We start from the raw sequence: 11,101 nt of genomic DNA, 5'->3' as shown, positions 1-11,101 counted from the left end.
GCTTGCCGCCGCGGGGGTCGGGCCCGGGGGGGGCGCGCCCCCCCCCCCCCCCGCGGGGCGGGGGGGCCCCCCCGCCGCCCCCCCCCCCCCCCCCGGCCGTGTTACGTACGCCGGTTCTCCTGCGCCGAGCTCCGGTGCACGCCCTCCCGGCGGGAGGGAGAGCGGTCAGTCGACCACGCGCTTGAGGAGGGGATGCCTCCCTGCCTCAGCGCGAGTCGCTGCCCGCCGTCTCGATGGCGGCGCGGCCTGCCTCCAGGCGCGCCACCGGGATCCGGAAGGGGGAGCAGGACACGTAGTCCAGCCCCACCTCGTGGAAGAAGTGGACCGACTCCGGGTCGCCGCCGTGCTCGCCGCAGACGCCGAGCTTGAGGTCGGGGCGGGTGGCCCGGCCGGCCTCGACGGCGTGCTTGACGAGCGAGCCGACGCCGTCGCGGTCGATGGTCTCGAACGGGGAGACCCCGAAGATGCCCTTCTCCAGGTAGGCGGTGAAGAACGAGGCCTCGACGTCGTCGCGGGAGAAGCCCCACACCGTCTGGGTCAGGTCGTTGGTGCCGAAGGAGAAGAACTCGGCGGCCTCGGCGATCTGACCGGCGGTCACCGCGGCGCGCGGCAGCTCGATCATGGTGCCGAGCTTGATGTCCAGGCTCACGCCGGTGGACTGGGCGACCTCGGCGAGCACGCGCTCGCACTCGTCGCGGACCAGCTCCAGCTCCTGGACGGTGCCGACCAGCGGGATCATCACCTCGGGACGCGGGTCCCCGCCGGCCAGCTTGCGCTCGGCGGCGGCCTCGGCGATGGCGCGCACCTGCATGCCGAACAGGCCGGGGATGACCAGGCCGAGGCGCACGCCGCGCAGGCCGAGCATCGGGTTCTGCTCGTGCAGCTTGTGCACCGCCTGCAGCAGGCGCAGGTCGTTCTCGTTCGGGTCCTTGCGGGCCTCGGCGAGGGCGACGCGCACCGACAGCTCGGTGATGTTCGGCAGGAACTCGTGCAGCGGCGGGTCGAGCAGGCGGACGGTGACGGGCAGTCCGTCCATCGCCTGGAACAGCTCCAGGAAGTCGCTCTTCTGCAGCGGCAGCAGGGTGGAGAGGGCCTGCTCGCGGTCCTTGTCGTTGTCCGCGAGGATCAGGTGCTCGACCTCCTTGCGGCGCTCCTCGCCGAGGAACATGTGCTCGGTGCGGCACAGGCCGATGCCCTGGGCGCCGTAGCGGCGGGCGCGCCCGCCGTCCTCGGCGTTGTCGGCGTTGGCGCGCACGGCCAGGCGGCGGCGGCCGTCGGCGTGCGACATCAGCCGGTGGACGGCCTGGACCAGCCCGCCCTGGACGTCGGCGCCGGCGTGCAGGGTGCCCTCGAAGTACTCGACCACGGGGGACGGCAGGACCGGTACCTCACCGAGGTAGACCTTGCCGCTGGCGCCGTCGATGGAGACGACGTCGCCCTCGTGGACCACCAGGCCGTCGGCGGTGGTGAACTTGCGGGCCTTGGTGTCGACCTCCAGCTCCTCGGCACCGCAGACACAGGTCTTGCCCATGCCGCGGGCGACGACGGCGGCGTGCGAGGTCTTGCCGCCGCGCGAGGTGAGGATGCCCTCGGCGGCGATCATGCCGTCCAGGTCGTCCGGGTTGGTCTCCCGGCGGACCAGGATGACCTTCTCGCCCGAGCGGGACCACTTGACGGCGGTGTAGGAGTCGAAGACGACCTTGCCGATCGCGGCGCCCGGCGAGGCGGCGAGGCCCCAGCCGATCTGCTTGGACTCGGCGGTCGGGGCGAAGCGCGGGAACATCAGCTGGGCCAGCTGGCCGCCGGTGACGCGCATCAGCGCCTCGTCCAGGTCGATCAGGCCCTGGTCGACGAGCTGGACGGCGATCCGGAAGGCCGCGGCGGCGGTGCGCTTGCCGACGCGGGTCTGCAGCATCCAGAGCTTGCCGCGCTCGATGGTGAACTCGATGTCGCAGAGGTCGCGGTAGTGGTTCTCGAGCTTCTGCATGATCGCCATGAGCTCGTCGTACGACTTCTTGTCGAGCTTCTCCAGCTCGGACAGCTGCAGGGTGTTGCGGATGCCGGCGACGACGTCCTCGCCCTGGGCGTTGGAGAGGTAGTCGCCGTAGACGCCCTGCGCACCCGTGGAGGGGTCGCGGGTGAAGGCGACGCCGGTGCCGGAGTCCTCGCCGAGGTTGCCGAAGACCATGGTGCAGACGTTGACCGCCGTGCCGAGGTCGTTCGGGATGCGCTCCTGGCGGCGGTACAGCCGGGCACGGTCGCCGTTCCAGGAGTGGAAGACGGCGTGGACGGCGAGGTCCATCTGCTCGCGCGGGTCCTGCGGGAAGGCCCGGCCGGTCTCGCGCTCGACGATGCCCTTGAACACCTCGACGAGTTCCCGGAGGTCGGAAGCGTCCAGGTCCAGGTCGTTGACGGTGCCCTTGGCGTGCTTGGCCTCGTCCAGGGCCTCCTCGAACAGCTCGCCGTCGACGCCCAGCACGGTCTTGCCGAACATCTGGACCAGGCGGCGGTAGGAGTCCCAGGCGAAGCGCTCGTTGCCGGACTGGGCGACGAGGCCGACCACCGAGGTGTCGGACAGGCCGATGTTCAGGACGGTGTCCATCATGCCGGGCATGGAGAACTTGGCACCCGAACGGACGGAGACCAGCAGCGGGTTGTCGGCCTGGCCGAGCTTCTTGCCCATCTCCTCCTCGAGGGCGGCCAGGTGGGCGCTGATCTCCTCGTGCAGGGAGGAGGGCTCACTGCCGGTCTCCAGGAAGACCTTGCAGGCCTCGGTGGTGATGGTGAATCCCGGAGGGACGGGGAGACCCAGGTTGGTCATCTCGGCCAGGTTCGCGCCCTTGCCGCCAAGAAGATCCTTGAGGTCCTTGTTTCCTTCGGTGAAGGAGTAAACAAACTTCTGCTGGGACGGCACGGGTCGGTCTCCTCGTACGCGGTTGCCCTGACGCCGGAGAACATACCCATTTCGAAGGTCTTTCTCTGCCCCCAATAGGCCGTACGAGGCCGGTACCCAGGGGTAACCCGCTAGATCGAATGCGCGTAACGGCGTTCACCTCTGGAGCCGAAATCGTCCGGCTGACGCGAGCCAGCGTTCAAGTCTTGAAGGCATGGAAACGTGAAGATCACACGATCCGGACGCACGGTAGCGGGCGGTGGTCGACCGCGTTGCCCCGGCTTGATTTCCTGCACCCGGATCGGCCGTCCGTGGCCGGGCGGCTTCGGGAAGCGATCCACGGCCGATCTGGCCATTTCGTCCACTGACCCCGCGTCAGTCCCGGCCGCGTGTGGCAAGTGTCACCAGCGCGTCGCGCCGGTCGAACGTAGTCCGGCTCCGACGATCGTCGCACTCCGTCCAGAATCGTGCTCGCTGAGTCATGATCCACTGCCAAAAGGGAGCCCTCCTGTCCAGATTGGACAAGAGGGCTGGGCCAGGGCGTCCGACCCCTCATGAGGGGTCATTTCGACGCCCCGTACAGATCATCCGCCAGAGGTGTCCGATTCGGCGTCCGCGCCCGGCCGGGCGCAGTCGTACGGATCGTCCAACCAGCCCTCGGGCAGGACCACGCGGTTGTTGCCGGCGGTCCGTCCGCGCGGGCCGTCGGCACCGGCCGGCCACGGCTGGGACTGCTCCACCAGGGCCAGGGTTTCGGCCAGTTCGGCCAGCGACGACGAGTTGGCCAGCCGCACCCGCAGCTCGGAACCGACCGAGAAGCCCTTGGTGTACCAGGCGACGTGCTTACGGAAGTCGATCACTCCGCGCGCCTCGTCGCCCAGCCACTCGCCGAGCAGCTGCGCGTGCCGGACCATCGCCGCGGCGACGTAGCCGAAGTCCGGGCGGGCGTAGTCGACGTCGCCCTCGAAGATCGAGACGAGGTCGCGGAACAGCCACGGACGGCCGAGGCAGCCGCGGCCCACCACGACGCCGTCGCAGCCGGTCTCGCGCATCATCCGCAGCGCGTCGTCCGCCGACCAGATGTCGCCGTTGCCCAGCACCGGGACGTGCGCCGGCACGGACTCGCGCAGCCGGGCGATCGCCGACCAGTCGGCCGTCCCGCCGTAGTGCTGGGCGGCGGTGCGCCCGTGCAGGGCGATCGCCGCCACGCCCTCCTCGGCGCCGATCCGGCCGGCGTCCAGGTAGGTGAGGTGGTCGTCGTCGATGCCCTTGCGCATCTTCATGGTCACCGGCAGGGCGCCCGCGTTGGCGACGGCCTCGCGCAGGATCTCGCGCAGCAGGTTGCGCTTGTACGGCAGCGCCGAGCCGCCGCCCTTGCGGGTCACCTTGGGGACGGGGCAGCCGAAGTTGAGGTCGATGTGGTCGGCCAGGCCCTCGTCCGAGATCATCCGGGCGGCCTTGCCGACCGTCACCGGGTCCACGCCGTACAGCTGGATCGAGCGCGGCTTCTCGCTCGGGTCGAACTTGATCAGCTGCATGGTCTTGGCGTTGCGCTCGACCAGCGCCCGGGTGGTGATCATCTCCGAGACGTACAGGCCCTTGCCGCCGCTCTGCTCCCGGCACAGGGTGCGGAACGGCGCGTTGGTGATGCCGGCCATCGGCGCCAGCACGACGGGCGGCCACACCTGGATCGGGCCGATGTCCAGCGGCGCGAAGTCGGTGCTGGTCGCGGTGGGTGCGGGCGTGGCTGTCATGCGCGGCTGACCTCGGGAGCAGGGGACGGGACTCTCCATTGTCCCCCACCCGGCTCACCCGCTTCGGCCATCCTCCCGGTAGCCGATCCGCAGCGAGCCCGACGCGACCGAGGCCCGGAGGCTGTCCGGGCTGGAGGCGTCGGACAGGTTCGGGTCGACGCTGCGGCTGCCCGAGCCGACCTGCCCGCTGAAGGCGTACCGGCTGCCCTTCGGGAGCGTCATCGTCGCCGAGCCGGAGGTGGTGCTCACGTCCACCGCGTGCGGGGCCCTGACGAAGTCCAGCTCCACGGAGCCCGAGGTGCTGCTCGCCTCCACCCGGCCCGAGCCGAGCTCCGTGCCCTGCACCATGCCCGAGGTGGTCCGGGTGTGGACCTCGCCGGAGAGGCGGCGCAGGTACAGCGCCCCGGAGGTCGCGTCCAGCCTGACCTCACCGCTCAGGTCCGCCACGTCGACACTGCCCGAGTCCACCGAGCCGGTCACCCCGGTGCCCTGCGGCACTTCCAGCTCGATCTCGGCGCCGCAGCTGAGGAACGGCAGCGGCTGCCGGCAGGACACGCCGACGACCAGGACGTCGCCCTCGATCACGGTCGAGACCTGCGGCGCGCGGAACGTGTAGTTCAGGTTCCTGCGGACCACGACCCGGTCGTCCTTGCCCGCCCTGACCTGCACGGACGCACTGCCCGTGGCCAGCTGGAGCTTGCGGACGACGACGTGGTCGTACGTCTTCTGCTCGGTCTTCTGCTGGCGCGCCACCAGGCCGAGGGTCTGCGACACGGCCGTGACCAGCAGGAACGCGAGGCTGAGCGAGCCGATGATCCGCCACGTCGCCGCCCGCCCCGGCACCCCGCGCGGCCCGGCGGGCCGGGCCTCCCCCGTAGCGTCCGCCATGGCTACCCGACCTCCAGGAAGCGCAGCACGGCCATCACCCGGCGGTGGCTGTCGTCGGCCGGCGGGAGGTCGAGCTTGGTGAAGATCGAGTTGATGTGCTTGGCCACCGCGCTGTCGCTGACCACCAGGGACGCGGCGATCGCGGCGTTGGAGCGGCCCTCCGCCATCAGGGCGAGGACGTCCCGCTCGCGCGGGGTCAGCTTCTCCAGCGGGTCCCGGTGGCGGCGCACCAGCAGCTGGGCGACGACCTCCGGGTCCAGCGCGGTGCCGCCCGCGGCGACCCGCTGGAGCGCGTCGAGGAAGTCGTCCACGTTGGCCACCCGCTGCTTGAGCAGGTAGCCGACGCCGCTGGTGTTGGTGGACAGCAGGTCGGCGGCGTAGCGCTCCTCGACGAACTGGGAGAGCAGCAGGACGGCCACCTCCGGCCACTGCCGGCGGATGACCATCGCGGCCTTCACGCCCTCGTCGTGGAAGCCCGGCGGCATCCGGACGTCCGCGACCACCACGTCGGGACGGTGCTCCTCGACGGCGATCAGCAGGGCTTCGGCGTCGCCGACCTCGGCCACGACCTCGAAGCTCACCGCCTCCAGCAGCTTGACCAGCCCGACCCTCAGCAGGACCGAGTCCTCGGCGATCACAGCGCGCACGGCAACTCCACGGTGAGTGTGGTGGGGCCCCCGAGGGGGCTCAGAACGGACAGCGTGCCGTCGACGGAGGCGGCGCGCTGGCGCAGACCGGTGAGCCCGCTGCCGCGCGTCGGATCGGCGCCGCCGACGCCGTCGTCGCTGACGACCAGGCGCAGCCTGCCCCCGGCCGTCCGCACCGACACGTCGACGCTCGTGGCGCGGGCGTGCTTGGCCACGTTGGTGAGCGCCTCGGAGACGGTGAAGTAGGCGACCGCCTCGACCGTCGGGGCGATCCGCTCGGCCAGTTCGACGTCCAGGCGCACCGGCAGCGGGGCCCGGGCGGCGATCCCGGACAGCGCCGCGTCCAGGCCGCGGTCCTCCAGGACGGCCGGGTGCAGGCCGCGGACCAGGTCGCGCAGCTCGTCGATGGCCGCCTGCGCCTCCTCGTGCGCGGCGACGATGACCGCCATGGCGTCCGGCGGGACGTCCTTGAGGGTGCGGCGGGCCAGGCCGAGGTTCATCGCGAGGGAGGTGAGGCGCTGCTGGGCGCCGTCGTGCAGGTCGCGCTCGATCCGGCGGCGCTCGGCGTCGACCGCGTCGACCAGGCCGGCCCGGCTCTCGGCGATCTCCTCGACCCGGCGCTCCAGCGCCTCGGCCCGGTTCGGGCCGAGCAGCTTCTGCGCGGCGCCGGTCTCCAGCCAGGCGGCCAGCGCGGCCAGCCAGGGTGACGCGGCCAGCAGCAGCACGCCGGCGGCGGTGAGCGCCACGTCCGTGCCGGCCAGTTCCCAGCGCAGCGGGGTGTCGACCGGCATCATCCACACCCAGCCGTACAGGGTGGCCAGCACCAGGCCGGCGCCCCAGCACCAGACGACGCACAGCGAGGCGAGCGCCAGGAGCGGGCCGACGAGCAGGTGGTAGCCGATCTGACGCCAGTTCACCCCGGTGCTCAGGTAGGTCAGCGGGCGGCCCCGGCGGGTCGCGCCGGGCGGGGGCGGCACGTCCACCCCGGCGAGGGCGCGCAGCCGGCCGCGCTGGGCGGCGGTGAGCGGGCGGGCGAGGACCACGACCAGGGCCGTGACCGGGAACAGCAGCGTCGGCTCGGTGACGGCCAGCCAGACCGGTGCGGCCAGCGGGATCCCGGCGGCTATGAGGCGGGTGTCCCGCCAGGCCGCCGCCGACCACGGAGGCCGCCGCAGGCTCCTGACGAGCGCTCGGCGCAACGTGGTGGAGGGCATGGCCGACAGCGTAGAGGCCCATGATCGCCGGTCGCCATGAAGGGGTGTGCAGAACCGGGGTGTAGCTAGGTACACCCCCGGTTCGGGGTGGGGCACTACCGACAGCGGGGTGGCCTCGGCGGAAGGCTTGGGGACATGACGAGCACCGCATCGGACGAAGCCACTCCGCCGCACGGGCGGCCCGTCCCCGGGAATCACGGGGGTGTTCCCGGGGACGCGCTCCGCCGCGCGCCGGAGCCGGACGGGACGCTGCCGGCCGGGCCCGGGCCGTGGTCGGTGCGCAGCGTGCGCGCCGGCCGCGGCCGGGCCGCGCTGGAGGTGTACGAGCACGGCGAGCTGGCCGACGTCCTGGTCGCCGCCCGGCTCACGCCGCAGCTGCTGCGCGGGGCGCGGCGGACGGCGGCCGGCGGCCGGGTCTCCCGCGTGCTCGCGTGGGGGCGGCTGGCGGCCGGCGGCGCAGCTCCGGCGGTGGTGTTCACCGGCGGCGGGTGGCTGCGCGGGCCGCGGGCCGCCGTGGCGGGTGAAGTCGTCGCGGTGGGCGGACAGTTCTGGCTCGCCTGGGCCGAGGGGCCGTTCACCGGGGTCGTAGTCACGGCTCCGGCCGCGGGCGCGTCGGCGGGCCGGGTCGAGCGGCTGGGGCTGGAACGGGTGCGGGTCCGGGCGGCTGTCGGGGGTGCGAAGTGAGCACCGCGGTGCTGACCGGGCGTCCGGCCGCCGGTCCGTTCTTCCCGTCCATCCGTCCCGGCGCGCTGGACCGGCTCGACCGCCTGGTGCGGCCGGCCCGCTTCGAGCGGCTGCCCGCGCTGGCCGCCGTCGCGCTGCTGCCGTGGCTCGCGGTGCTCGCGGTCTGCCACGAGACGCCGTGGGTCGTCCTGGACCTGCTGGAGTTCGCCGCCCTGCTCACGCTCGACGCGGCCGTGCGGCGGCGCAGCGCCGGCGCCCGCTGGGCGGGCGGGGCGGTCGCGCTGCTGCTCGCCGGGGACGCGCTGGTGGACATCGCCTTCGCCGGGCCCGGCCACGCGGTGCTCGCGGCGCTGGTCATGGCGGGCTGCGTCGAACTGCCGCTCGCCGCCGTGTGCCTGCTGCTCGGGCGGCGCGCCGCGGCCCGCTAGAGCTTGTTCGGCAGGAGGTTCATCAGCTCGCGGGTCCGCTCGTCGCGCGGGGTGTAGGTGATCATGCGCGATCCCATCCGGGGGCCCAGCCAGAAGTTGGTGTACTCGCAGTAGAGCATCCCGACGCCGGGCACCAGGAACCGCTTGACGCCGTTGCCCGGCCTGGCCACGTCGTGCCGCCGCCAGGCGGCCTCGAAGTCGGGCGAGGCCTTCTGCAGCCGGGTGACCAGCGACTTCCAGCTCGGGTCCGAACCGTGGTCGGCCATCGCCGCGCGGAAGCGGGCCACGATCACGTCGCGTTCGGTCTCGTAGTCGACGAGCACCTCGCGGAAGCGCGAGGGCGTGAACGCCAGCCACATGAGGTTGCGGTCCTCGGGCGGCAGCGCGTCGAGGTCGCCGACGATGGCGGTGTACTGGGCGTTGTACGCGAGGATGTCGTAGCGGGTGTTGAACACCGCCGCCGGGTGGGGCGACATCTGCTCCAGCACCAGGCGCACGCCCGGGGTGACCGTCGGGCACTCCAGCACCGGCGCCGGGTCCTCCGCGCCGGCCAGCGTGAACAGGTGCGCGCGCTCGCTCGGGTCCAGGAGCAGCGCGCGGGAGACGGCGTCCAGCACCTGGGTGGAGACCTGGATGTCCCGGCCCTGCTCCAGCCACGTGTACCAGGTGACGCCGACGGCGGCGAGCTGCGCGACCTCCTCGCGGCGCAGCCCCGGCGTGCGGCGGCGGCCGGTGGGCGGAAGGCCAACCTGCTCGGGCGAGAGGCGTTCGCGGCGGCTGCGGAGGAAGGCGGCGAGGTCGTGGCGGCGGGCGTCTGCGGGCGTCGCGGCGGGAGCTGCAGCGGGCGCCACCGTCCGGGTGTGCGCGGAGGAGCCCCCCGCGGTGGGCGCGTGCGCGGCGGCGGTCGTCAGGCTCATGTGTTCTAGGATGCGACACCGCGGATCCTGTTGCCAGGTACTTCTTATACCTGGATAAGCACACTCTGGTACCAGGCTACGACCGGGCGGATCGTATGACCCGTGACCCAACAACTCGCCGTCGCTCCCGCCCCCGTCCGCACCGCCACCACCCCCGGCACCGCGGCGACCGCTCCCCGCACCCCGTCCCTCGGCACCGCCGGCCTGATCACCGTCCTGCTCGGCGCCTTCCTGCCGATGCTGGACTTCTTCATCGTCAACGTGGCCCTGCCCACCATCGACCACGACCTCGCCGCCGGGCCCGCCGTCCTGGAGCTCGTCGCCGCCGGCTACGGCATCGCCTTCGCCGTCCTGCTGGTGCTCGGCGGACGGCTCGGCGACATCTTCGGCCGCCGCCGGCTGTTCGTCGTGGGCGCCGCCGCCTTCGCCCTCACCTCGCTCGCCTGCGGCCTCGCCCCGGGCGCGTGGTCCCTGGTCGCCGCCCGCGCCGCCCAGGGCGCCTCGGCCGCGCTGCTGATCCCGCAGGTCCTCGGCACCATCACCGCCGCGACCGACGGCGCCCGGCGCGGGCGCGCGCTCAGCGTCTACGGCGCCGTCGGCGGCATCTCGGTCGTCATCGGGCAGGTGCTCGGCGGCATGCTGATCGCGGCGGACGTCTTCGGCACCGGCTGGCGCTCCGTCTTCCTGCTGAACGTGCCGTTCGCGCTGCTCGCGCTGGTCCTCGCCGTCCGCTACGTCCCGGAGAGCCGCGCCACCCGGGCCGCCCGGGTCGACGTGCCCGGCACCGTCCTGCTCACCGCGACCCTGCTGTCCCTGCTCGTCCCGCTGATGGAGGGCCGGGCGGCCGGCTGGCCGGTGTGGTCCTGGGTCCTGCTGGGCCTGTTCCCGGTCTTCGCCGTCGCGTTCGCCCTGGTCGAGATCCGCGCCGAGCGCCGCGGGGACACCCCGCTCGTGCCGCCGACCCTGCTGCGCATCCCCGAGATGCGCCGCGGCCTCGGCATCGCGCTGCCCTACTTCGCGGGCTTCGGCGGCTTCATGTTCGTCATCGCCGTCGCCCTGCAGCAGGGGCTGGCGCTCGGCCCGGTCGCGTCCGGCTGGGCGCTCGTCCCGATGGCCGTCGGCTACTTCACCGCCTCGCTCTCCGGCCCGCGCCTGATCGGCCGGTTCGGCAGCCGGGTGCTCACCGCCGGGGCCGTCATCCAGGCCGTCGGCCTCGCCACCCTGGCCGTCACCGTCCTCGCCGACTGGGCCGGCTTCTCGCCGCTGCGGATGGCCCCCGGGGTCGCGCTCGCCGGAATCGGCCAGGGCCTGATCGGCACCCCGCTCTTCCGGGTCGTCCTCTCCAAGGTGCCCGCCGCCCGGGCCGGCGTCGGCAGCGGCGTCCTCGCCACCGGCCAGCAGTCCAGCCTCGCCCTCGGCGTCGCGACCCTCGGCACGCTCTACCTGTCCCTCGCGCCCTCCCTGGGCATGGACCGGGCGCTCGCCCTGTGCCTCGGGATCCAGCTCCTGGGCTCGTTCACCATCCTGTACCTGACCACCCGGCTCCCCCGCTCCATCGGCTGAGCCCCCGGGTCACGCCCGTCGGGGGGGGGGGGGGGCGCCGGGGGGGGGGCCCCCCCCGGGGGGGGGCCCCGGGAGCTGGACCGCGCGGCGGGCGGGGGCGGGGGGCGGGGGAG

At 73.3% G+C, this 11,101-nt stretch carries 9 protein-coding genes; 3 read left to right on the top strand and 6 right to left on the bottom strand.

Annotated features, from left to right (window positions below; genetic code table 11):
• Positions 1-205: 205 nt before the first annotated feature.
• From ppdK to ACFV4G_RS30365, 5 genes are all read right to left on the bottom strand, one after another.
• Positions 206-2,914, bottom strand: coding sequence for a pyruvate, phosphate dikinase (gene ppdK / locus ACFV4G_RS30385; RefSeq protein WP_380445326.1), 2,709 nt, complete (start codon positions 2,912-2,914; stop codon positions 206-208).
• 563 nt (positions 2,915-3,477) lie between these two features.
• Positions 3,478-4,647, bottom strand: coding sequence for a tRNA dihydrouridine synthase DusB (gene dusB, locus ACFV4G_RS30380; RefSeq protein ID WP_380445325.1), 1,170 nt, complete (start codon positions 4,645-4,647; stop codon positions 3,478-3,480).
• A gap of 54 nt (positions 4,648-4,701) precedes the next feature.
• On the bottom strand, positions 4,702-5,535 hold the full coding sequence (locus ACFV4G_RS30375; protein WP_380445324.1) for a DUF4097 family beta strand repeat-containing protein: 834 nt from the start codon (positions 5,533-5,535) through the stop codon (positions 4,702-4,704).
• A 2-nt stretch (positions 5,536-5,537) separates the two neighbouring features.
• On the bottom strand, positions 5,538-6,182 hold the full coding sequence (locus ACFV4G_RS30370) for a response regulator (RefSeq protein WP_380445323.1): 645 nt from the start codon (positions 6,180-6,182) through the stop codon (positions 5,538-5,540).
• Positions 6,170-7,396 (bottom strand): histidine kinase, encoded by a 1,227-nt coding sequence (locus tag ACFV4G_RS30365; protein WP_380445322.1) that lies wholly within the window; start codon positions 7,394-7,396, stop codon positions 6,170-6,172. The genes ACFV4G_RS30370 and ACFV4G_RS30365 overlap by 13 nt, the downstream gene beginning before the upstream one ends.
• A 135-nt stretch (positions 7,397-7,531) precedes the next feature.
• On the opposite strand from ACFV4G_RS30365, the gene ACFV4G_RS30360 reads away from it, so the two are divergent.
• Positions 7,532-8,080, top strand: coding sequence for a hypothetical protein (locus ACFV4G_RS30360; RefSeq protein ID WP_380445321.1), 549 nt, complete (start codon positions 7,532-7,534; stop codon positions 8,078-8,080).
• Positions 8,077-8,508, top strand: coding sequence for a hypothetical protein (locus ACFV4G_RS30355; protein ID WP_380445320.1), 432 nt, complete (start codon positions 8,077-8,079; stop codon positions 8,506-8,508). Before ACFV4G_RS30360 ends, ACFV4G_RS30355 begins: the two co-directional genes overlap by 4 nt.
• Here the strand turns inward: ACFV4G_RS30355 and ACFV4G_RS30350 are convergent.
• Complete coding sequence (locus ACFV4G_RS30350) at positions 8,505-9,425, bottom strand: helix-turn-helix transcriptional regulator (protein ID WP_380445319.1); 921 nt, start codon at positions 9,423-9,425, stop codon at positions 8,505-8,507. The two genes, ACFV4G_RS30355 and ACFV4G_RS30350, sit on opposite strands and share 4 nt — an antisense overlap.
• Before the next feature lie 102 nt (positions 9,426-9,527).
• Here ACFV4G_RS30350 and ACFV4G_RS30345 point away from each other — a divergent pair, with 102 nt between their 5' ends.
• Positions 9,528-10,988, top strand: coding sequence for an MFS transporter (locus tag ACFV4G_RS30345; protein ID WP_380445318.1), 1,461 nt, complete (start codon positions 9,528-9,530; stop codon positions 10,986-10,988).
• Positions 10,989-11,101 lie beyond the last annotated feature (113 nt).

The sequence above is a fragment of the Kitasatospora sp. NPDC059747 genome, from assembly GCF_042732955.1.
In the GTDB taxonomy this organism is placed as follows: Bacteria; Actinomycetota; Actinomycetes; order Streptomycetales; family Streptomycetaceae; genus Kitasatospora.
The sequence above is the reverse complement of the archived record's forward strand: the minus strand, read 5'-3'. Positions and strand labels throughout refer to the sequence as shown.